Here is a 20,999-nt window from a genome sequence, read left to right on the forward strand (position 1 = left end):
CTTTTTAATTTGAACCTCATACCAAGCCTAATTCTATTGCTATGTCTTTTGTTAGTTTTGATAGTGGGCGTTTATGCAAATCATCTTCAAAAAGATATTCCCCAAACAAATCATGCTTAACCTCTTCTTCTGTTTTTTGTGTCAAATCTGCCAATTCTCTTAGGCGACTATCCGGATATTGTTTTCGTTTATTTATCATTTCTATGACTTTGTATTTGTGGTATTCGTAGCGTTCATTTAACATAAATCCATCTATATACTTTTTATAATCCAACGAAAAATCTTCTTTCAACAATAAAGCAAAATCTTTTTCTTTCTCTACTTGTAGATTCTTATTCATCATAAAAGTTCTAAATTTCACTTTATCATCAAAATCAAACTTCGCGGATGAAGGAGAGAGATTATCAATTTCATCTATACTTTTTACCTTAGAGTTACATGTATAACAAGAGGGTATCAAATTATATAGACTTAATGCCAAGTAAGGATATTTCTCCTTATCTATATAGTGATCAAGCGTAAAACCATTTTTAAATTTTCCATCAGATATTTTAAACTTATTGATAAACTCAATATTGCAGAAATAGCAAGTATCTACTTCTACTTTTTCTTCAAAAAACTTTGATATTTTGGGTTGTGATTTTGAAAGTTTTACATTTGACGATTTATCATAATTAAAAAATTCTTTGACGATATTCTTTTTAGAACTATATTTTGTATCTATCTTATTTTTTATTTTTACTAATTTTTCATATTCCCCATAAAGTAAATCTTCAAGTTCACATCCATCTAACTTTTTTTTAATATATTGATTGTAATAGCTTTCGAATGTTCTATTTTGAAATTTTTGCATTTTTGTATTTGCAATAAGCTCATAGTACTCATCTGCTATATTTTTAGGATACGATACTTTTATCATGGCAAACGCTCCAACTTATCAGCTTCTGCCCTTAATCGTTTTATCTCTTCTTGTTTAGCCTCATCATGTCCCCATAAAATATTCTCTATATCTCTTAAATGGTTTTTGATAACCTGCTTTAAATAATCTTCACCAATGATTGACTGTGTTTGCCAAAATCTTTTTTTCTTTTCTTTATATCTGGCTTTTACTAGGTCAAAGTTACTTTTTTCTTTTTTCTCCTCTTCCTCTATCTCGTTATGAAACTCTATAATCTCATTTATCTTCCCCTTAGCAAACTCTCCCATAAGCCCATCTTCCATGAAAAAACTGTCACTTAATAAGGTTTGGATGTTTGCTCCAAAGGTTTGTTTTTTTTCTTTTAGTCCATTAACTACTTTACAGTTTCCTTTTTCATTTTTATCTAGGAAGATTATGTTTTGTTTTGAAATGTCGGATAGGAGGAATGGTGAGTGTGTTGTGAAAAGTAAATGTAAATTTACTTTTCTTGATTCTTGTATATTATGAAAAATATACATTAAATGTTTTAGTATTCTTTTTTGCCAATCAGGATGAAATGACAACTCTATCTCATCAAATAATACTATCCCTTTATAATTATCTTCTAGCTTGAATAAAGTATATGCATAATTTGTTAGAATATTCAAATAAAGTTTTTCTCCCGAGCTAAGATTTAAAAACGAATGACTTTTATCGTTGTTTTTAAAAAAATTAACCCTTAATACTTTTTCATTCAATAAATCTTTTTCTAGCGCACTTTCGATAACATTTTCAATTGTTACATCATCAATACTATATGTCTTACTTTTATAAATATTAGGTTTATCAAAATTATATTTTTTTATGATTCTATCAACTACTTCTACACTATAATCCTCAGGCAAGAAACTATCTCTTACTCTTTTTTTTAGATTGTTAAATGATGGTTTCAGTGCTTCAAGGCAAACATCTAAAACTTTTTTGTATTCCTCCTCTCCAAAATCCTTTTGTTTAAATAGCTCTTTAACTTTATTAAAAATATTTTTCTTTAAATACTCTTCATCTTCTTCGTTACTACGCTGATCCAAATCATCATATCTTCTAATGCTTCTACTCTTTTCGATCAAGAATAAGGAAAGAGCCCTATATAACGCACTTTTAGTATCTTCTTCTGTCCGTCCAAAAGATAATAACTCATTGCTATCTTCTGAAATTATTAATTTTTCATATAATTTATCACCAATGAACCATGCACCTAGCTCATTTATATGTAGCTCTACTTGAAAATCAGTGAATATTAGATTTTTATCCACAAAATCAAAAAAGTCTTTTTTATATTTGAGTATATTTAGAAATTTTTGATTAAAATTATCATATACATCTTTGCTCTTCATCATTGGAGTATCTGGCTGGATACCATTATAAAATTTATCATAAGTTTTCAAATTCTTTAGTTGCTTATTGTGAGTTATATCACTAATACAATTGGAAAATGATATAAGTGACATTTGAGTTCTATCAGAAAAATGTGCAGGGGATTTGATTTTAGTATTATTATTAATATTAATAAAATCTTTAAAAGGTTTTCTACTATGAATCTCATAATTATTACATTGGAGACTAAAGTTATCACCTTTTTTATAAAGAAAATAGGTTTTATCTTCTTCACTTCTAATTTGCCCTTGCCAATACAAATATGTTAATACCTCTAAAACACTACTCTTCCCACTCCCATTCTTTCCAACAATAGCCGTTACATTAATATTGTCACCAAAGAAATTTTCTATGTAGTCATCGTTCTCATCTATGGTTAATTCATTTTTATCTTCATCATAATGACAATTAAATTTTGGAGAAAAATTAAACCCCTGCCTATGAATATTTTTATACTCCTCCACCCACAAATAGACAAGCTCCATACTTTCCCTTTGAAATCATTGTAATAATTATACCCAAATTCATGGTGTTGTCGTGGGACAACACCCTACCAAATATTTCACCATTATCAAACCTGTTTTACATTCTAACTGTAGGGTGTTGTACCCTTACAACACCGATAATTTAAACGGCAATATAATCATACATACGTCACACATTCATATTGATGGCATTGTCCCCATGACAACACACCACTATTATCAAACCTATTTTACATACCAACCGTAGGGTGTTGTACCCCTACAACACCGAAAATTCAAACGTATACAAAAATCGTATATACACAATCATTCATATTTGCGGTGTTGTCGTGGGACAACACCCTACGATATATCAAAATATAGCAATTTGACATATTTTTAATATTCCATTAGCATCTGTGCTATTCTACATTATGTCAAATTACACCCGATTATACCTTGATGGCTATAGCTACTTCATCACCATTGTCACGCAAGGCAGAAACCCTATACTTATTGACAACATTTCCCTGTTACGTGACAGCTTCAAACGAAGCAAACAAAGGTATGATTATCATATAGATGCCATCATTATTTTACCGGATCATATCCATATGATCATCACTCCCAAACACCCCCAAGACTACTCTAAAATTATCACACACATCAAACGAAGTTTTGTTTACGGCTTAGACAAAAACCTAAAAGAAGAAGCCAGAGAAAAACTCACCTCCTCCAGCTACCATCGTAAACTCTCTGGCATCTGGCAAAAAAGATTTTATGAACACACCATAAGAGATGAAAAAGATTGGCTAGAGAAAATGAACTATATACAACATAATGCGGTAAAACATGAATATGCCGAGACTTGGAAACAATGGCAATATTCATCATTCATAAAAAACCCGTAGGGTGTTGTACCCCTACAACACCGAAAAATAAAACGTGTGAAACATTTGATACTCATTAACATATTTCGATAAATGGTGTTGTGAGGGCACAACACCCTACACTGCCAACAACTCCAAAAACGCCTCTCCGTACCTCTCGAACTTCACTTCTCCTATGCCATGCACCTCCAGCATCTCATCTTTTGTTTGCGGTTGCTTATTGCTAAGGTCCTTGAGCGTCTTGTCCGAAAAGACGATGTAAGGAGGTATGCCTTTCTCCGATGCGATCTTCGTGCGCAAGTCTCTCAGTTTGTCATACATCTCGACATCATAGTCGTCAAAATAAGTGACCTTGCGTTTTGGCTTGGCCTTTTGGACCGCCAAGCGTTCTTTTTTCAACTTGATACCATGTGCACCCTTGATGACCTCAACCCCGAAGTTCGTCAATTTGTAAACCTTGAACTCACCTATTTCTACCGCACCGAGTTCCAGAAGCTTGTCTCCGATGGTCATCCACTGTGCTTTGCTGTACTCCTCTCCTATGCCGTAGACGGAAAGCGTATCGTGCCCGTTTTGAAGCACGCGCTGTTCTTTGCTTCCCCTGAGCACATCGATCACATAATGCAGTCCGAACTTCTGTTCGGTACGCAGGATGGTCGAAAGCAGCATCCGTGAAGCCGTTGTAATGTCAACCTTTTCACTCTGTGTTGTCGTACAGTTGTCACACTTCTCACCGCAGGCCTCAATACGATCATCAAAATAGGCGGCGATGCTCTGGTGACGGCAATTCTCCGAGTTGGCAAAACGCACCATGCTGTCAAGCTTGTTGAATGCATGCTGCTTGTAAGGTGTTTCGGGAAGGTCCTCTATGAACATCTTCTGCTGTACAATGTCCTGCGCAGAAAAGAGCAGCAGGGTTTCCGCTTCCAGGCCATCCCTGCCTGCACGTCCGATCTCCTGATAAAAATTCTCCAGTGTTTTGGGCAGTGTCATATGTACCACAAAACGGATATTGCTCTTGTCGATCCCCATACCGAATGCGATGGTCGCCACAACGATCTGCACCCGATCGGCCACAAAGTCCGCATAGGTCGCATTCTTCTCCGCCGTTGGCAGCCCTGCATGGTATGCCTTTGCTTCTATGCCTTTGTTCTGAAGGAAATGGGCAACCGATTCGGTAGATTTGCGTGAAAGGGTATAGATGATCCCGGATTCTCCCTGATGAGACTTGAGAAATTCCAGCAACTGTTCACGCCCGTCTTTAATCCGGTGTCGGGAGTGGATGGTCAGGTTTTCACGAAAGAGAGAACCCCTGACACGCTTGGGGTTCTGCAAACCAAGATTTGATGCTATATCCTCTTCTACCGCCTTGGTCGCTGTCGCCGTAAAAGCAGCGACGGGGGTTGTAGCGAACTGTTCTTTGAGGAGGGAAAGCCGCCGGTAATTCTCCCTGAACTCATGCCCCCATTCACTCACACAGTGTGCCTCATCTATAACAAAGAAGTTGATGTCAAGCTGATGCAGCATATTGAGAAAATAGGCATTGGTCAAACGTTCCGGTGCAACATAAAGCAATTTGATCTCTCCGCGCTGGAGCTGTGCTTCAATCTGCCGGCTCTCTTCCATATCTTGCATACTTGAAAGCATGGCGGCAGAGATGCCGTTCGCTCTGAGCGCGATCACCTGGTCATGCATGAGTGCCAAAAGAGGAGAAACGACGACCGTCACGCCTTCCATCAACAGCGTGGGAAGCTGGTAGCAGAGCGATTTTCCTCCTCCTGTGGGAAGGATCATCAGCACATCCTCTCTGTTCAGGATGGCATCCACTACCTCTTCCTGCAGCGGTCTGAAAGTCTTGTGTCCAAAATAATCTTCGAGTGTTTGCAGTTTATTCATAATGGCAGTGTAACTTCTTTCTTTTCATAGATACATAAAAATGTCATATTGACATATTTTTAATGAAATTTATATCCGACACCCCATACCGGATGGAAATAATTCTGATCATTTTGCGGGTCTATTTTGTTCTTCAAACGGTTGATGGCCACATTGACCGCATTGTCATTGACACCTTCTCCCTCCTGTCCCCACGCTTCCTGCCGGAGGAAATCACGTGTCAGGGGTTTGTCTATATTTTTCAAAAAAGTATGGAGAAGGTTGAATTCAAGATTGGTAAGAGAAATCAACTCGTCATTGACAAAAAGTTTCTTGTGTACAAGGTCCATTGTCAACATTTTATATTTGATACGTTCCTGCTTCTGAAGGACACCGGCACGCTTAAGCAATGCCTTGATACGAAGTGTCAACTCTCTTGGGTTGAACGGTTTACAGATATAGTCATCTCCGCCTGCATTAAACCCTTCTTCAAGCTCCGACTCCTGGTCTTTTGCCGTCAGGAAAATGACGGGAATGTCATACCCTATAGCACGAAGGTAAGCTATAAATTCACTTCCCTCCATTCCCGGAAGATTGCGGTCTACCAGCATAAGAGAAGGAGTCTCCTCTTCAAGGAACTGCTCTACATTCTCTGTTGAAAGAAAACCCGTTACAGTATACCCCTCTTTAGAGAGGTGATACTCCAAAAGCTCCAAAAGGTCCTCTTCATCTTCAATAACGATGATCTCTATACTATCTTTCTGCATACATCATTATAGCATAGAGGGTACAAGAAAGCCTTGCGTTATACGCCTATAGCGTACCACCCAGACGTGCGAACTCTATTCTTGAAGCGATATCTTCCAGACGGTCGATGATCTTCAGGTTCTTTCTGATGTATTTTAACAGATTCATGTACTCTTCATTGATCTCGTGGTTCTGGTGCATCAGCTGCAGTACATCCTTTTCGATCATACTGTAGACATCATCCGTTTTACTGTACTCCACGGCAATTTTGCTTTCAAGCTCCGTGATCCTATCCTTGTCTTTTGTTTCGTTGACCATTTCAATGGTGTATTCCAGCGCCTTGATGGTACAGCGGTTAATGGTAAGAGACTCGACGATGACACGTTTGATCTCTTCATCTGTCTGAGGATTGCATACCGCCATATTCTTGATATAGTTCTTCTCATTCGTAGCGATACGCTGCAAGGCCGACGTGATCTTCAGTGCAGCGACCATTTCTCTGAGATCAGAGGCTTCCGGAGCATAGCGCGCAAAGATGATCAGTACAAGATTGTCGATCTCCTCTGTTTTTTTATTGATCTGCTTCAACGGCACTTTTACCTGCTCAAAACTTTTGGGATCACATTCCTCCAGTGCCCTAAGTGCCAACTTCTGGGAGATGGTAAGGTCCTGCAGTATCTCTACAATCTTTTCACGTACTTCTTTGAGTTTCTCTTCATTTTTACTTAACATCCGTATCCTTTTATACATGGTTTTATTTTTTGGTTTATCCGAATCTACCTGTAATATAGTCTTCCGTCATCTTTTCAGAAGGGTTCAAGAAGATCTTATCTGTCTTGTCGAACTCTATGATATCCCCCAGATACATGAAGGTCGTAAAATCGCTTAGACGGCTTGCCTGCTGCATATTGTGTGTGACGATAGCCACTGTAATATCTTTTTTGATCTCGGTAATGAGCTCTTCAATCGCTCCTGTGGAGATAGGATCCAGCGCAGAGGTCGGTTCGTCAAACAGCAGTACTTCAGGCTTAAGTGCCACAGAACGTGCGATGCACAGTCGCTGCTGCTGCCCGCCGCTCATTCCCATGGCGCTGTCTTTCAAACGGTCTTTGGCCTCTTTCCAGATAGCCGCACCCTTGAGTGCTTCTTCCACCAGTCCGTCAAGTTCACCCTTGTTCTTAATGCCCTGAAGTCTCAAGCCATAGGCCACATTGTCATAAATGCTCATCGGGAACGGCGTGGGCTTTTGAAAGATCATCCCCACACGCTGTCTGAGCCTAATGAGCTCATTTTCCTTTTTGAGTTCGAGTACATTCTCCATTTTTCCTGTTTCCCTGTTACGAAGATTGATCTTTCCTTTGTAGGTAAACCCGGGGTAGAGGTCGTGGATGCGGTTCATCGCTCTGAGCAGTGTCGATTTTCCGCATCCGCTCGGCCCGATCAGTGCCGTGATCTTGTTCTTGTAAATGGGAAGGTTATTCCCCTTCAGTGTCGGTTCCGGTGCCCCCGGATAGGTAAAGAAGAGATCCTTTACCTCCATCACTTTTTTCAATTCACTGTTTGCCATACGCTTTTCCTTAGTGTTTGTTTCGGGTAAAGTATCGTCCCGTCAGATTGATGAACAGTACGATCGCTGTCAGAATGAAAGAGGCCGCCCATGCCAGGTCCCTGCTCGGTGCATCAGGATAGGTGGCCAGGTTATAGATGCTCACCGTCAGAGAAGGGAACTGTCCTGTCAGGTCCATCGTAAAGAACTGGTTGTTTGCCGAAGTGAAGAGCAGCGGTGCCGTTTCTCCGATGATTCTTGCAAAGGAGAGGAGGATACCGGTTGTCACACCCACTTTTGCCGCCTGAAGTACGATCTGTAAAATAATTTTATGCTTGCTTCCACCAAGGGCGATGCCGGCCTCCCTCAACTCTTTGGGTACCAGTGCCAGCATATTGTCCGTCGTCCCGATGATGATGGGCAGCATCATGATGGCCAGTGCCGCGATACCTGCCCATCCGTTATAGCTTCCAAAAGGATCGACCAGAATAGCAAAGACAAAAACACCGATCACGATGGAGGGTGCAGAGGTCATGACATCACTCAGGGTACGGATGACGGATGCAAATTTGCTGCCGCGCCCGTACTCGCGCAGATAGATGCCCGCCAGTACACCAAGTGGTACCGCGACCAGGGTCGCCATGAGCGCCATGGTGAACTGTCCGACAAGCAGGTTCCTTATGCCACCTTCCACAAGGTCTTTCGTAAAAGTCTCCATGTGGATGCTCGCCACCCCTTTATAGGTCAGGGTAATGAGGATCCAGAAAAGAAATCCTATACCGATGAGGGCCGAAACCGTAGAAAGGATCAAAATGATTTTATTGAGCAATAATCTGTTCATTCTCCGCTCCTATGCGTGTTTTTTCTACCGAAAAAGTAGAATTTTGCCAAAGTGATCACCGTAAAACTGACCACAAATAAGATCAGCGCCAGATAGTACATACTCGACATTTCAAGGTCCTGCGCTTCTGCGAAGTTGTTCGCCAGTAGGACTGGAATGGACGTGGTCGGATCGGTAATGTGTTTCGGAAATGTCATCACAGAACCGATCAGGAAGGCTATAGCCATCGTTTCACCCAAAGCCCTACCCAGGGAGAGAATAACCGAACCGATGATCCCCCCTTTGGAATAAGGCATGACTACATCTTTGATCACTTCGAACTTGGTCGCACCTATCGCATAGGCGGACTCCTTGAGTACGTCCGGTGTCGTATTCATGGAATCACGCGTGATCGCCGCCATAAAGGGAATGACCATGATCGCAAGCACAATCCCTGCTGTCAACAGCCCCACACCGTTTCCTCCAAAGATCTGCTGTACGATCGGTGCAAAATAGAAAAGACCCCACATACCGTAAATGATACTCGGGATCGCGGCAAGAAGCTCAATGGCGATCGAAAAAGGTTTGACGATCTGACCGGGGGCGATCTCTGTCAGGAAAATAGCGATCCCCATCGCCAGCGGCGTTGCAAGGAGCATTGCTATAAGCGTACTCATCAGCGTACCCATGATAGGAATGTATCCGCCGAATATACCGCCTTCATCATCTTCACCCGGTTCCCAGATCTCCGTATAGAGGAAATCAAAACCGAAAGTGTGCATTGACTTCTGCGCATAGGTAAAGAGTATCGCGAAGATCCCTACAAGAAGAAAAAAGGAGAGTGTTGCTGAAAATAAGGAAAAGTTTTTAAAGAGTTTTCCACCCATAGTTTGCCTTCAAGATATTTAATGTGCGGGAGTATAGAATAAGTTGGTAACATTTTTATTACCAAGCCCCTCTATCGTATGCAGTTGTCATATTCAAGGAGTTACATAGATAGAGGTGCAGGGTAGGTAAATTGGATCAAACGGGATAAATTATCCCGCCTGAAATAGCATAGAAAAGAGGCTTACTTGATGCCTTTTGCTTCCCAGTATTTTCTGATCTGATCTTTTGTTGAGGAAGGAAGCGGTACATACCCAAGGTCAGCTGCCGCTTTGTCACCGTTTTTGTATGCCCAGTCAAAGAAGGCTGTTACCTCTTTGTTCTTTTCTGTCTTCTCCTGTGGAAGAAGGATGAACGTTGCTGCAACGATCGGATAGGAAGTTGCACCAGCAGGGTCTCCGATAACGGCATAGAAGTCATTTTCAGGTGTCCATGTAGCATACTTCGCTGCATCCTGGAAAGACTTGACTGTCGGGTTGATAAATTTGCCCTCTTTGTTCTCTACCTGCGCTGCAGGAAGACCAAGTTTGATCTTGTAAGAGTATTCAATGTAACCGATGGAGTTTTTGACCTGCTGAATGTTCGCAGAAACACCGGAGTTTGATTTCCCTGCCACTACTTTTCCTGCTTTCCATGTCGGCTTCTTGCTGACTTTAAATTCAGGGTTGATCTTGTTAAGGAAGTAAGTAAAGTTGAATGTTGTACCTGACTTGTCCGCTCTTACACAGGTTGTAATAGGTGCGTGTGGAAGCTTGAGACCTGCATTTTCTTTTGTGATGACTGCATCATCCCAAAATTTTGCTTTACCTGTAAAGATCGCATCGATTGCAGCACGGGAAAGCTTCAGTTCGCCGTCCTTGACACCGTCAATATTATAGGCAAGTACAATAGAACCTACTACAGAAGGGAACATGTAAAGCTTCTTCTTTTTAAGTGTTTTAGGCTTAAGCGGTTTGTCCGAACCACCGAAATCGACCATTCTTTTTGTAATGGACTTAATACCGTCACCGGAACCTGTCGGTGTATAGTTCACTTTTTTACCTGTCGCATCAAAATATCCTGATGTCCATGCTTTGTATACCGGTCCGGGGAATGAAGCCCCTCTTCCCTTAAGCTCATCTGCATTTGCCGCTGTAAGTGCTACTGAAGCCACTACTGCTGCTGTTACAAGTTTCTTGAATGTCATGTGTTTTTTCCTTTTAGAAAAGTGTGGTATCCGATTGGATTGTGCGAAGTATAATACAACTTGGAAACATTTTTATTACATGTTTTCCCAGTCTGCTTTCAAGCGAATTTATACCCGATGCCCCAAACCGGGGTGATGTACTCTTTGCTCCCTTCCGGGTCTATCTTTTTTCTGAGGCGGTTCATCGCCACATTAATGGTCTTATCATGAAAGTCCGCACTGTCACCTCCCCATACTTCATCCCTTAAAAAATCTCTCTCAAGCGGCTGCTTCGGATTTTTGACAAATGTATACAGGAGCCTGAATTCCAAATTGGTCAGCTCAATCTCTTTATCCTCTATCCTCAGTGTATGCTGATGCATATCCAAAGTCATATCGCGGTATCTGATCTTCTCGCTACTGCTTGCCCCGGAACGTCTCAAGAGCGCTTCAATGCGTAGTAGCAATTCCCTGGGTTTGAATGGCTTGGTCATGTAGTCATCACCACCGGAGACGAAACCCTCCTCTATATCACTATCCTTGTCTCTTGCCGTCAGATAGATCACCGGAATATCGTACCCTGTCTCACGTATCTGGGAAACAAACTCACTACCCTCTACACCGGGAAGGTTCCGGTCTACTATCAACAATACGGGACTTTCTTCTTCTATAAACTGTTCTACATTCTCTGTAGAGAGAAAGCCAGTTACACTATAGCCTTCTTTTGAAAGGTGATACTCAAGCAGTTCCAGGATATCTTCTTCATCTTCGATCACTACGATTTCAATATTATTATTTTCCATGCTGCAATAATAGTATGGATTGATAACATTTTTATTACAGTTTTTTGGGAAAGAATGGGGAGAGAATGGTGTTCTGACGGAGGCCCGTCAGAAATATCTGGTTTAGGCAGCAAAACCTTTGATCATGAAGAAAATAATCGCTGAAAGGAAGGCTGCCGCAGGAACGGTGATGATCCATGCCGCGATGATCTTTTTCACCATGCCGCGCTTAACGTAGTTCTCACGGAGTGAACGCTTGATACTTTTCACTTTTTTCTTCTGTCTTTTCTGAGCATCGATCAGCTCAACCTGCTTTTTATAGTCTTCTTCGCTTTTCAGGGCATTGAGTTCCGCTTTGATCTGATCGAGTTTTTCGACTTCGACCTGCAGTTTTTGCTGCTTCTCATCCATGTTCTTGCTGTCAAGCCATTCACGAAGGAAGCCTACACCAAATACCGCACCTACTGCAATATGCGTAGAGGAAACAGGCAGTCCCAGTTGTGATGCGATGATAACGGTGATCGCTGCAGCCATCATAATGGAGAAGGCCCTCATCTCATCAAGTTCGGTGATCTCAGAACCAACCGTTCTTATCAGTCTTGGACCGTAAAGTGCCAGACCGATAGAGATACCCACACCACCTACAACCATAACCCACAACGGAATGGCTGCTTTTGTTGCTATCGCTGCATGTGTCAATGCATCGTACACCGCTGCCAATGGTCCAACGGCATTGGCGACGTCGTTTGCACCGTGTGCAAAACTGAGGAAGATCGCGGAGAAGACAAGCGGTATACCGAACAAAATGTTGATATCGGCTCTATTCTCACCAAGTCCGTTCTCCACTTTTTTGAGTATTCTGGGTTTAACCATTACATACGTAATAAAGCCGCCGATCAATCCAATAATCACAGCAATACCAAACGTAGGTTTTTTGGTTTGAGGCAGGAAGCTTATCACATGCGTAAGGTCTTTCCATACATGTTTCAATCCTTTAAGTGTTAGATAGGTCAAAAAAGCCGCGGCCATGATCGCTACAAGGATCGGCACCACTTTTTTGGCTGCACTGCGCATATCTTTCTGGTAGAGGATCTGCGATTTGATGACATAGAGGAAGATCGCCGCGATCACACCGCCAAGTACCGGAGAGATAACCCATGATGCCGCAATCTTGCCCATGGTTCCCCATGAAACGATGGCAAATCCGCCCGCTGCGATCCCTGCACCAACGACACCACCGACAATGGAGTGTGTCGTAGAGACCGGTGCCTTGAGCCAGGTTGCCAGGTTCAACCAGAGTGCTGCAGCAAGCAGTGCTGCAGACATGGCATACACGAACAGCATCGGATCGTTTCCGAATGCCGCAGGATCGATGATACCCTTTTTGATCGTACCCACAACATCACCGCCGGCAACCAACGCACCAGTCGCTTCAAAGATGGCAGCGATGACGATAACGCCGCCCATGGTGATCGCACCCGAACCGAAAGCCGGCCCAACATTGTTCGCTACATCATTTGCACCGATATTCATTGCCATATAGGCACCAAATACCGCTGCAAGTACCATAAATCCTGCATGGGCACCATGCCCCATGATACTGCTGGCATAAAAAGCCACTACTGCGGCAAAAGCCGCCCCAAGCAGAAGTTTGATCGTATTGTTCATTACTGTTCCCCTGTCAAATAAAATTTTCGGGAGTATAGTAAAAAAGTATTACAATTTTGTTACCAAAATGTAATCAAATAAATTGAGTGATATTTTTAAAACTTAATAATAGCGTCTAATTGTACGCGTTCATAGTCTGCCTCTTCTCCTGTTTTGCTTTTGCTTGCAAAAAGTGTATCGAAGAAGAAGTTACCAGCAAGATATAGATTTTTACCCATTTTGTATTTTGCTCTGATCGCAGAACCTTTAGCAGCAGTACCCCCACCAAAGTTATCTGAGTCAGTATATGCACCATATGCTGAATCGTCTTCAAGATATGTATACGAGTATTTTACTTGCCAGTCACCGATATTTTTAGCTTTACCCAATTGAAATGCCAGATCATACCCAATGTTTTTGTCGTCTGCTGCTACGTTATATGTAACGCCTGCTGCGACTTTAAATGGCATACCAAATACATCTTTATACTGCAATTCACCAAATGCTTCAACAATGTGGTAATCATTTGCATACACCCCATCAACTAGGGTATTACCTTTTCTTGAACCAAAAAGAGGTATGTTGCCTTTTAGACCATCATAATAATAAATACCTGTACCCAAATGAAGTTTGGCTGAGCCTAATTTTGTTTTATGTACATACTGCGCCAAAAAGAGGTTAACCGTATCTACTTTATCTGTGGCAGCTTCTTCCAAAGTTGGTTGGTTCACACCTACAGTAATGATCTTTGTATCATCTTTATACTGGTAATTCAACCCGTTCAGTGAAACATCGTTATCCCAAATAAGTTGCGATTTAATAGGTCTGTACATCATGTATGGTAGTCGCCCTACGTTGTAAGTAGAGTTACTGGACTTATACTTTAAACCTAAAATGTTAAATCTAAGTGACTGAAAGAAGTAGTCACTCAAAGGTTCGTCATCCAGGAATGTCTGATTTCCTGAAGTAGGATTTGCAAAACCACTTCTCATACCAACTTTGAATTGAAGATGCTCTATTAGATCAATCTTCACTCCCAGTCTTAAGCGATATCTGTTTCTATACTTATTATCTTTGTCATCTCTTTCGATACTCTCATATCTTAATCTTAGATCACCTTTGAAATGAATTCTATCGAAGGGGCTTTTTTCAGCTATTGGGGCTGTACTGTTCGTCTCTGCCATTCGTTCATGTGGTGTGCTTATGTCCGAAGCGGCCATTGACACGGTCGCCATCACGGCTGTTGATAATACACTTTTCTTCATATTTTTCTTCCTTGGTTGGGATTATGGCAGGAGTATAGAAGAAAATGATTACAAAACTGTTACCGATTTATGCTGTAGTAAGTAGATTTGGAAGAAGAGATGTCCCACGTGAAGATGGTGGGTACACCCTGTTTTAGAAGTTTGTGGATCCCATGCACAGACTGCATAGGAAAAGAAACGAATTACCACTTTACATCAGCAGTAAAAAGGACTCTTTGTGTTTCATTGTCTATAGCCACTGTTCGCGTATCAGTATCATCCTCGTAGTTCAGAATGAACTCGATATTTTTGTTCCATGTGTAGGCGAGACCGGCAATCCATGTTTCTCTCTCTTCACCACTGTCAAGATCCCATTTATCATATCTACCAATGATATTCCAATCATCAAGGCTCTCGTCAAAGGTCAACATTCTCAACTCGCCGTTCACAGAAAAACCGTCACCCTTGAATGCCGGGCTTGCTTTGGTTGACTTCAGGTAATTTCCTGCGATGAGGAATTCAGGCTGGTTATACACGGCATTAAAGCCGTACCAGACGAAATCACCATCAAACTCTCCTGTATCGGGATTGAATTCGCCCTTTTTTGTCAAATCAGTATTGTACTGTCCATAAAAAGAGATATCTGCATACTGGTCGTGCTTATGTACATGCTTCTCACCTGTTCCGAGAAGATTTGCTGTCAGTCTCCACTCAAAACTTAAACCACTGGTATCGTCTTTATCCAGAAGCCCATGATACCCTTCTCCATTGAATAGGCCAATTTCAGATGAGAAGTATTCCGTTTTTGTCTTGAAGTTCACACCAAGGTCGGCGGAGTTGGTAAAGTCGGCATCCTGTTTTTTCTCAACGAACGTTTTTGAAATAGATCTGTACAACCATCCGTGGTGCTCTTCATAGTCGATCCACGGTCTGTGTGCCTGTCCAAACTCTACGCCGGTGTAGGGAAGAATATCATTGATGTAAAGATATGCATACTTCAGACGTACTTCCCAGTCTCCGGTATTACCTCCTTTAACAATATCCCCATTATTGACATCTTTGCCGTTGCCTACCTGATGTGTATCGAGTGTTACTCTCATATAGCTCTTCGGATCATCGAACAAATATGCCTTGACCTGGATATAGTTTCTTCTTGATTCGAAGTCATTGTAACTATTTGATTCTCCTGTCAAGTGGTCTTCATTTTTACCATGTACAAATCCAAGATAATGCCTACCGGAAAACTTGAGCTTGGATGCCTTGGCAAATACAGGTGTGGATTTTTCAAACTTCTCTACAACAGCATCCGTTCTCTCCTGTTTCTCGGACGGCGTAGCTTTGGCCATAGAAGTTTTCTTTTTAGTGGACTTCTTTTTAACTTCAGATTTAAGCTGTTTATTCTCAGCCTCGAGTTTGGCAAGACGCTTGTTCATCTGTGTCATCATCGCTTTAAGTTCAGCAATATCCGTTGCACTGTCCGCCAATGCACCAGTAGTCGCAATAGCAGAAATAGTTACCAGTGAAAGTATGGTTTTTTTCATAGTTTATCTTCCTTGTTTAGTTTAATATGGCGGAAGTATAGAAAAAAATAGTTACAGAATGATTACAGACTTTGAGCGAAGATAATAGTTTGGTAAGAAGAGAGCCGTCTTGCAGAGAAGAAGATCACGCTTTTTCAGGGTAAAGATTATGTTTGCCACCGCGCTCGGAAAGGTACTCAACCACTTTTTTCTGCCCGAGTTTTCGGGCATAGTCCTTGGCACTCATACCTGAAGCATCCGTAGCATTGATGTCCGCTCCTTCATCCAGGAACATCTGTATCAGTTCCGTATCGTTGAAACAGGATGCCAGTTGCAAGGGGAGGATACCGCTTTTACGTCTGGTTGTATTGATATCGATCCCTTTGTCCATACAGAACCGTACCAGGTCCTTACGTTTGAATTTGATCGCCATATCCAGAGCCGAGATACCATCACTGTCCGTCTGATGGATATCGACACCGTTCTCAAGCAGGAACTCTATCAGCTCCAGGGAAGCATATTTCCTGATAGCATAAAAAAGGGGACTGATCTCGTCATAATCCTCAAGGTCGTACTCCTCGCCTATAAGGATAGGCTTATTGAGGTCCACACCCTCTTCGACCAGGCTTTTGAGCTTGGCTATGGAGTCATTTTCGATCGCCTGTGTTACTTCGTTCATTGTTTTCCCTTTATTGTTATTAAAATGTTATTTGCTTTGCCTATACTGCCGTTGTCTCAGACATCGAGACATATAAATATTAGGGCAACTCTAATAACCCTGGATACGCAGCATAGACGGAAGGGTGAAGTGCCCACAGGGTGGGCTTTGCAGGGTTATTAGAGGTGCCCGAGAAAGGAGTCAGAAATGAAAATAAGTAATACATTGAAGAAGATCATTAAAAAAGATGGCAGCCACTCATTGAGCAGCAGAACAGTAAATAAACTGAAATCTTCAAAAGAATTCAGCTATCTTGTAGATATTAAACGGGCATAACATCTGTCAGCTATGACCCAAAGGGGTTCATTCCACCCATCATCCCCATCGCCTGAGATTTCTTATTATCCTCTATCATTTTGTTCACATCATTCATCGCTGAAATCAATAGTATCTGTAATGACTCTTTGTCTTCCAAAAGAGAATCATCTATATTCATATCGATCACTTCACCTGCACCGTTTGCAGTCACTTCGATAAGACCACCCCCGGCTTTCGCAGTGAACTCAACATTCTTCGCCTGCTCCTGGAGCTCTTTTGCTTTTTCCTGCATCTGCTCCATCATCTTTCCCATTTTACCGAGATCCATTCCTTCAAACATCTGCTACTCCAATCCCTCAAATTCCTGTGCAATGCCATTGTCATCATCCAGGATCACGATCTTGGGACTGTGACTGTCCGCCTCTTCTTCTGTCATTGTCGCATAGGCAATAATGATAATCTTGTCGCCTTTATGGACTTTTCTTGCCGCTGCCCCGTTAAGACAGATATCGCCTTTGCCTCTCTCTCCCGAGATGATATAGGTGGAGAATCTCTCTCCATTGTTGATATTGACGATATCGATCTTCTGCCCGACACGCATACTCGCTGCATCCAGCAGATTCTGGTCAATGGTAATGGAACCGACATAATTAAGATTTGCATCTGTTACAGTCGCTCTATGTAGTTTAGAATAAAGCATTGTAATGTTCATAATCATTCCTGTCTAATTAAATTGTTGGGATTATACCAAAATCCTACGCATATCTCTAAATATATTATACAGTAATTGTGAAGAAATCGAGAAGCGATATGGGGAAACACTCCCTTCCGCTGTATCACACCGGAAGGAGTACATAAAAGTCGCGTATTAACGGGCCATCTGTGACGGAGGTATAGGCTCACCCCAAAACTCGTCAGGGATCACATATTCTTCTACAACATTCCCGCCGATGATATGCTCATCGATGATCCTGTCTATCTTCTCTTTTGTCAAGCCGACATACATCGTATGCCCTGGCTCTACAAGCATAACCGGCCCCTGCTGGCAGCGATTCAGACAGCCTGTCTGGATCGGCTGAACAGTTCCGATGATACCTTTCATCATCAGACTCTGCGCCAAATGCTGGAAAAGCTGCTGAGACTCGGGGTCGTTCTGGCTAACACAGCTTGGCTTTGGCATTCCCGGAGGTGCCGACTGCTGACATTTGAATATATAGAACGCTGGTTGTGGTACACCTTGCATCATTGTGGATCCTTTTTATATAATTTTTCCTTGTGCAGAAGCGAAGCTCCTACCCAATTCCTTTCACTAAAGCTTCGCCTTTTGCTCAAAATTAGTTTAATTAGGAGTATTTTACTCTGATTTACTTAATTCTTGATAAATATCAATAGAAGCAAACTCTTTTTTTCCTATAATACAGTCAATATACAAAGGGGACAAAAACCAATGAAATATCCTGATTTTTTTGACAAAGTAGAACCGATACAGCTGCAGGACCCACTGAGTGATTTTCTCGGTGCCTTTGAAAATGGCGAGATGGAGATCACCTATCTGGACTGCGTCAAACTTGCAGGACATTCATGCCCAACGGTCGCTGGTGCCTATCTCATGGCGAAAAAGGGTCTGGAAGCACTTTACGGAGACAGCCTCCCGCAGAGAGGATCCATCCACGTCTCCATGAGGGATGGGGAAGCCGAAGGAGTGACCGGTGTGATCTGCAATGTCATCTCATTTATTGTAGGAGCGAACGGTGCTGGCGGTTTCAAAGGTATCGGCGGACATTTTTCCAGAGACAATCTTGTAAGTTATAATGTACCAATGGAAGGCGAAGTCAAACTGACACGACTGGACAATGACTCAAGTATTACACTTACCTATAGTGCCTCCATGGTACCGGCAGATCCAAACATGCAGCCGCTTATGGGGAAATCTCTTCAGGGGCTGGCTTCCGCTGGTGAGAGAAAAGAGTTTGGAAGACTCTGGCAGGCCCGCGTAGAGAAGATCCTTCTCAATAAAGAACTCTGGGATCAGATGATCACCATCACGAAAGGATAAAACAATGATTATTTCACAATTCATGACACAGGAACATAGAGACTGCGATACAGAATTTGCTGCAGCCGAGCAGGCAGCAGCAAACGGGAATTGGGCGGAAGCCGAAGAGAAGTTCATGGTATTCGCGAACGATACCCTCCGACATTTCAAAAGAGAGGAAGAGGAACTTTTTCCTGCTTTTGAAGCACAGACCGGAAGCTCTGAAGGACCGACACAGGTAATGCGCTACGAACATGAACAGGTCAAGGGACTCATTGGAAAGCTGGCGGAAGCAGTGGAGTCCCAGGATAAAGATACCTATCTCTCTCTGTGTGAATCTATGATGATCCTTTTGCAACAGCACAACATGAAAGAAGAGCAGATGCTCTATGCCATGTGTGACAGAGTCCTGCCTCCGGAACTTAAAACCGAGACACTCGACAAGATGAAAGCGGTAGAGCTCTAAAATGTCCGAATTCACAAAGATCGACCTGGATGCCAGAGCACTGGAGCATCCAAAACCGTTGGAACAGGCTATCAGGGCACTCAGAGAACTTAATGATGAAAATTATCTTTACATGCTTCATCGCAAAAACCCCATTCCTTTCATAGACCTTGCCAGTGAACAGGGATTCCAGACACTCAGCAGAGAAGATGAAACAGGGAACTGGCATATTCTGATAGCCAAAAACCCTTCCGTTACGCTGGAGGAGCTGCTGCGTGTTTAACCAGAACGGACTCTCCCTCGATCAGGCACCCCCGATCTCGGTTGTATTCCGTTTTTTCTTTTCCGGTGCACTGTTTGGTATCCTCGCAGGCATCCTGATACTGATCTTCGGGACTTCCATTTTTGATGCACATACTACCCAGGCTGTCATTCTCACGCACACCTTGACACTTGGGGTGATGCTCTCTTTCATGTTCGCAGCCCTTTTCCAGATGCTCCCCGTGATCGCAGGAGTCAAACTCACTTCTCCTGTACAAAAAGCCAACTGGCTTCAATATCCTTTTACAACCGGTGTTATCACGCTTCTTTTGGCTTTTCAGACTTCTTTGCCCTGGCTTTACGGTCCTGCATCGCTTCTCCTGGGTGGAAGCATCTTCTATATCGTTGCTGTCATGCTAAAAAACCTGTTTGAATTGGTACATCACAGCGCTTCATCCAAAGGTATGGTCATAGCACTTCTTGCGCTTGCTGTTGTCGTGATCTTGGCTCTCTATATGACCGCCACACTCTCCGGAACGATTAACGGTACCTACTTTAGTCAAATGAAAGAGGGGCACTACTCCTTTGGACTTTTCGGATGGATCATCCTGCTGATCATTTCCATTTCCTTCCAGGTTATAGAAATGTTCTATGTTACCCCGCCCTATCCGAAAATGGTCAGTTATTATCTGCCTACAGTACTTTTTAGCCTGCTTGTTGTCACATTCATTGTTGGGCTTTTCATCCCTGTGACATGGATCGTAACAGATATTCTGCTTGCCATACTGCTAAGCAGCTACGCCCTATTGACCCTGAAACGGTTGACACAGAAAAAACGCCCTCTCTCCGATGCCACTGTCTGGTTCTGGAGGATCGGACTGACTTCACTTATCGTTTCTATGTTCCTTATGATCATAACACTGTTTACGACAGTCAGCCTGCTTCAAACAGCCAGCTATCTCTTCTTTACTTTTTTTGCCCTCAGTATCGTATTTGCCATGTTCTACAAGATCATCCCCTTCCTGACATGGTTCCACCTCAATTCGCAGGGCTACTTCACTGCACCCATGATGCACGAGGTCATACACCCAAAAACTGCCAATAAGCATCTCTACATTCATTTGGCAACACTTGTCACCTTTCTGTTGTCAACCTTCCTTGCACCCTTCATCTATCTTGCCGGGCTATTAACAATACTCTCCTTCGGATGGATGGCTTACCAGATCATTCATGCATGGAAACTTTACAGACATACGCAGGAAACCGGGGAGAAGTTTGAGATGAAAATGCCGGGGGTATAGAGTTAAGAGTTAAGAGTTAAGAGTTAAGAGTTAAGAACAATGGTGCACCTCCCCTTTCTTAAAC

At 42.4% G+C, this 20,999-nt stretch carries 23 protein-coding genes; 6 read left to right on the plus strand and 17 right to left on the minus strand.

Features of this window, described 5'->3' with window-relative positions; all coding sequences use genetic code 11:
- Window positions 1–16: 16 nt before the first annotated feature.
- Together SUN_RS11745 and SUN_RS11750 are read right to left on the minus strand one after the other, a co-directional pair.
- Window positions 17–919, minus strand: a complete 903-nt coding sequence (locus tag SUN_RS11745; protein ID WP_012084041.1) for a hypothetical protein — start codon at window positions 917–919, stop codon at window positions 17–19.
- Window positions 916–2,817, minus strand: a complete 1,902-nt coding sequence (locus tag SUN_RS11750; RefSeq protein ID WP_012084042.1) for an AAA family ATPase — start codon at window positions 2,815–2,817, stop codon at window positions 916–918. Before SUN_RS11750 ends, SUN_RS11745 begins: the two co-directional genes overlap by 4 nt.
- A 413-nt stretch (window positions 2,818–3,230) precedes the next feature.
- On the opposite strand from SUN_RS11750, the gene SUN_RS11755 reads away from it, so the two are divergent.
- The gene (locus SUN_RS11755) at window positions 3,231–3,707 is read left to right on the plus strand and encodes an REP-associated tyrosine transposase (RefSeq protein ID WP_012084043.1); all 477 of its coding nucleotides are present in this window, start codon (window positions 3,231–3,233) and stop codon (window positions 3,705–3,707) included.
- 96 nt (window positions 3,708–3,803) lie between these two features.
- On the opposite strand, the gene recQ is transcribed toward SUN_RS11755, so the two are convergent.
- From recQ to SUN_RS11815, 12 genes are all read right to left on the minus strand, one after another.
- The gene (recQ, locus tag SUN_RS11760) at window positions 3,804–5,582 is read right to left on the minus strand and encodes a DNA helicase RecQ (protein ID WP_012084044.1); all 1,779 of its coding nucleotides are present in this window, start codon (window positions 5,580–5,582) and stop codon (window positions 3,804–3,806) included.
- Window positions 5,583–5,641: 59 nt separating this feature from the next.
- Complete coding sequence (locus SUN_RS11765; RefSeq protein ID WP_041672776.1) at window positions 5,642–6,328, minus strand: response regulator transcription factor; 687 nt, start codon at window positions 6,326–6,328, stop codon at window positions 5,642–5,644.
- A gap of 46 nt (window positions 6,329–6,374) precedes the next feature.
- Window positions 6,375–7,040, minus strand: coding sequence for a phosphate signaling complex PhoU family protein (locus tag SUN_RS11770; RefSeq protein ID WP_012084046.1), 666 nt, complete (start codon window positions 7,038–7,040; stop codon window positions 6,375–6,377).
- 34 nt (window positions 7,041–7,074) lie between these two features.
- On the minus strand, window positions 7,075–7,875 hold the full coding sequence (pstB, locus tag SUN_RS11775; protein WP_012084047.1) for a phosphate ABC transporter ATP-binding protein PstB: 801 nt from the start codon (window positions 7,873–7,875) through the stop codon (window positions 7,075–7,077).
- Window positions 7,876–7,885: 10 nt separating this feature from the next.
- Window positions 7,886–8,695, minus strand: coding sequence for a phosphate ABC transporter permease PstA (pstA, locus tag SUN_RS11780; RefSeq protein WP_012084048.1), 810 nt, complete (start codon window positions 8,693–8,695; stop codon window positions 7,886–7,888).
- Complete coding sequence (pstC, locus tag SUN_RS11785) at window positions 8,692–9,561, minus strand: phosphate ABC transporter permease subunit PstC (RefSeq protein WP_012084049.1); 870 nt, start codon at window positions 9,559–9,561, stop codon at window positions 8,692–8,694. Before pstC ends, pstA begins: the two co-directional genes overlap by 4 nt.
- A gap of 182 nt (window positions 9,562–9,743) precedes the next feature.
- A complete protein-coding gene (gene pstS / locus SUN_RS11790; RefSeq protein WP_012084050.1) occupies window positions 9,744–10,745 on the minus strand; it encodes a phosphate ABC transporter substrate-binding protein PstS in 1,002 nt (333 codons plus the stop codon).
- A gap of 98 nt (window positions 10,746–10,843) precedes the next feature.
- Window positions 10,844–11,527, minus strand: coding sequence for a response regulator transcription factor (locus SUN_RS11795; protein WP_041672777.1), 684 nt, complete (start codon window positions 11,525–11,527; stop codon window positions 10,844–10,846).
- Between the two features lie 102 nt (window positions 11,528–11,629).
- Window positions 11,630–13,174 (minus strand): inorganic phosphate transporter, encoded by a 1,545-nt coding sequence (locus SUN_RS11800; RefSeq protein ID WP_012084052.1) that lies wholly within the window; start codon window positions 13,172–13,174, stop codon window positions 11,630–11,632.
- 95 nt (window positions 13,175–13,269) lie between these two features.
- Window positions 13,270–14,418, minus strand: a complete 1,149-nt coding sequence (locus tag SUN_RS11805) for a putative porin (RefSeq protein WP_012084053.1) — start codon at window positions 14,416–14,418, stop codon at window positions 13,270–13,272.
- A gap of 182 nt (window positions 14,419–14,600) precedes the next feature.
- Window positions 14,601–15,938, minus strand: a complete 1,338-nt coding sequence (locus SUN_RS11810) for a hypothetical protein (protein WP_012084054.1) — start codon at window positions 15,936–15,938, stop codon at window positions 14,601–14,603.
- Between the two features lie 124 nt (window positions 15,939–16,062).
- Complete coding sequence (locus SUN_RS11815; protein ID WP_012084055.1) at window positions 16,063–16,596, minus strand: ankyrin repeat domain-containing protein; 534 nt, start codon at window positions 16,594–16,596, stop codon at window positions 16,063–16,065.
- 186 nt (window positions 16,597–16,782) lie between these two features.
- Here SUN_RS11815 and SUN_RS13885 point away from each other — a divergent pair, with 186 nt between their 5' ends.
- Entirely contained in the window at window positions 16,783–16,911 is a 129-nt protein-coding gene (locus SUN_RS13885) for a hypothetical protein (protein ID WP_255322708.1), read from the plus strand.
- A 10-nt stretch (window positions 16,912–16,921) separates the two neighbouring features.
- Here the strand turns inward: SUN_RS13885 and SUN_RS11820 are convergent, their stop codons facing one another.
- From SUN_RS11820 to SUN_RS11830, 3 genes are all read right to left on the minus strand, one after another.
- Window positions 16,922–17,233 (minus strand): YbaB/EbfC family nucleoid-associated protein, encoded by a 312-nt coding sequence (locus tag SUN_RS11820; RefSeq protein WP_012084056.1) that lies wholly within the window; start codon window positions 17,231–17,233, stop codon window positions 16,922–16,924.
- A 3-nt stretch (window positions 17,234–17,236) separates the two neighbouring features.
- The gene (gene panD / locus SUN_RS11825; protein WP_012084057.1) at window positions 17,237–17,605 is read right to left on the minus strand and encodes an aspartate 1-decarboxylase; all 369 of its coding nucleotides are present in this window, start codon (window positions 17,603–17,605) and stop codon (window positions 17,237–17,239) included.
- A 156-nt stretch (window positions 17,606–17,761) separates the two neighbouring features.
- The gene (locus tag SUN_RS11830; RefSeq protein WP_041672779.1) at window positions 17,762–18,139 is read right to left on the minus strand and encodes a (2Fe-2S) ferredoxin domain-containing protein; all 378 of its coding nucleotides are present in this window, start codon (window positions 18,137–18,139) and stop codon (window positions 17,762–17,764) included.
- Between the two features lie 201 nt (window positions 18,140–18,340).
- Between SUN_RS11830 and SUN_RS11835 the strand changes: the two genes are divergently transcribed.
- Genes SUN_RS11835 through SUN_RS11850 form a run of 4 tightly spaced genes read left to right on the plus strand, consistent with a single transcriptional unit; the run spans window position 18,341 to window position 20,935 of the window.
- Complete coding sequence (locus SUN_RS11835; RefSeq protein WP_012084059.1) at window positions 18,341–18,949, plus strand: hypothetical protein; 609 nt, start codon at window positions 18,341–18,343, stop codon at window positions 18,947–18,949.
- Window positions 18,950–18,953: 4 nt separating this feature from the next.
- Window positions 18,954–19,394 carry a hemerythrin domain-containing protein gene (locus tag SUN_RS11840; protein ID WP_012084060.1) on the plus strand — a complete coding sequence of 147 codons (441 nt, stop codon included), beginning with the start codon at window positions 18,954–18,956 and terminating at the stop codon, window positions 19,392–19,394.
- Between the two features lies 1 nt (window position 19,395).
- On the plus strand, window positions 19,396–19,656 hold the full coding sequence (locus SUN_RS11845) for a DUF2249 domain-containing protein (protein ID WP_012084061.1): 261 nt from the start codon (window positions 19,396–19,398) through the stop codon (window positions 19,654–19,656).
- On the plus strand, window positions 19,649–20,935 hold the full coding sequence (locus SUN_RS11850; RefSeq protein WP_012084062.1) for a hypothetical protein: 1,287 nt from the start codon (window positions 19,649–19,651) through the stop codon (window positions 20,933–20,935). Before SUN_RS11845 ends, SUN_RS11850 begins: the two co-directional genes overlap by 8 nt.
- Window positions 20,936–20,999 lie beyond the last annotated feature (64 nt).

The organism is Sulfurovum sp. NBC37-1, assembly GCF_000010345.1.
Classification (GTDB): Bacteria; Campylobacterota; Campylobacteria; order Campylobacterales; family Sulfurovaceae; genus Sulfurovum.

What these genes read in the sequence shown, in the direction of transcription:
- SUN_RS11745 (WP_012084041.1), bottom strand. Translation starts at nt 919, where the DNA reads ATGATAAAAGTATCGTATCCTAAAAATATAGCAGATGAGTACTATGAG.
- SUN_RS11750 (WP_012084042.1), bottom strand. Translation starts at nt 2,817, where the DNA reads ATGGAGCTTGTCTATTTGTGGGTGGAGGAGTATAAAAATATTCATAGG.
- SUN_RS11755 (WP_012084043.1), top strand. Translation starts at nt 3,231, where the DNA reads ATGTCAAATTACACCCGATTATACCTTGATGGCTATAGCTACTTCATC.
- recQ (WP_012084044.1), bottom strand. Translation starts at nt 5,582, where the DNA reads ATGAATAAACTGCAAACACTCGAAGATTATTTTGGACACAAGACTTTC.
- SUN_RS11765 (WP_041672776.1), bottom strand. Translation starts at nt 6,328, where the DNA reads ATGCAGAAAGATAGTATAGAGATCATCGTTATTGAAGATGAAGAGGAC.
- SUN_RS11770 (WP_012084046.1), bottom strand. Translation starts at nt 7,040, where the DNA reads ATGTTAAGTAAAAATGAAGAGAAACTCAAAGAAGTACGTGAAAAGATT.
- pstB (WP_012084047.1), bottom strand. Translation starts at nt 7,875, where the DNA reads ATGGCAAACAGTGAATTGAAAAAAGTGATGGAGGTAAAGGATCTCTTC.
- pstA (WP_012084048.1), bottom strand. Translation starts at nt 8,695, where the DNA reads ATGAACAGATTATTGCTCAATAAAATCATTTTGATCCTTTCTACGGTT.
- pstC (WP_012084049.1), bottom strand. Translation starts at nt 9,561, where the DNA reads ATGGGTGGAAAACTCTTTAAAAACTTTTCCTTATTTTCAGCAACACTC.
- pstS (WP_012084050.1), bottom strand. Translation starts at nt 10,745, where the DNA reads ATGACATTCAAGAAACTTGTAACAGCAGCAGTAGTGGCTTCAGTAGCA.
- SUN_RS11795 (WP_041672777.1), bottom strand. Translation starts at nt 11,527, where the DNA reads ATGGAAAATAATAATATTGAAATCGTAGTGATCGAAGATGAAGAAGAT.
- SUN_RS11800 (WP_012084052.1), bottom strand. Translation starts at nt 13,174, where the DNA reads ATGAACAATACGATCAAACTTCTGCTTGGGGCGGCTTTTGCCGCAGTA.
- SUN_RS11805 (WP_012084053.1), bottom strand. Translation starts at nt 14,418, where the DNA reads ATGAAGAAAAGTGTATTATCAACAGCCGTGATGGCGACCGTGTCAATG.
- SUN_RS11810 (WP_012084054.1), bottom strand. Translation starts at nt 15,938, where the DNA reads ATGAAAAAAACCATACTTTCACTGGTAACTATTTCTGCTATTGCGACT.
- SUN_RS11815 (WP_012084055.1), bottom strand. Translation starts at nt 16,596, where the DNA reads ATGAACGAAGTAACACAGGCGATCGAAAATGACTCCATAGCCAAGCTC.
- SUN_RS13885 (WP_255322708.1), top strand. Translation starts at nt 16,783, where the DNA reads ATGAAAATAAGTAATACATTGAAGAAGATCATTAAAAAAGATGGCAGC.
- SUN_RS11820 (WP_012084056.1), bottom strand. Translation starts at nt 17,233, where the DNA reads ATGTTTGAAGGAATGGATCTCGGTAAAATGGGAAAGATGATGGAGCAG.
- panD (WP_012084057.1), bottom strand. Translation starts at nt 17,605, where the DNA reads ATGAACATTACAATGCTTTATTCTAAACTACATAGAGCGACTGTAACA.
- SUN_RS11830 (WP_041672779.1), bottom strand. Translation starts at nt 18,139, where the DNA reads ATGATGCAAGGTGTACCACAACCAGCGTTCTATATATTCAAATGTCAG.
- SUN_RS11835 (WP_012084059.1), top strand. Translation starts at nt 18,341, where the DNA reads ATGAAATATCCTGATTTTTTTGACAAAGTAGAACCGATACAGCTGCAG.
- SUN_RS11840 (WP_012084060.1), top strand. Translation starts at nt 18,954, where the DNA reads ATGATTATTTCACAATTCATGACACAGGAACATAGAGACTGCGATACA.
- SUN_RS11845 (WP_012084061.1), top strand. Translation starts at nt 19,396, where the DNA reads ATGTCCGAATTCACAAAGATCGACCTGGATGCCAGAGCACTGGAGCAT.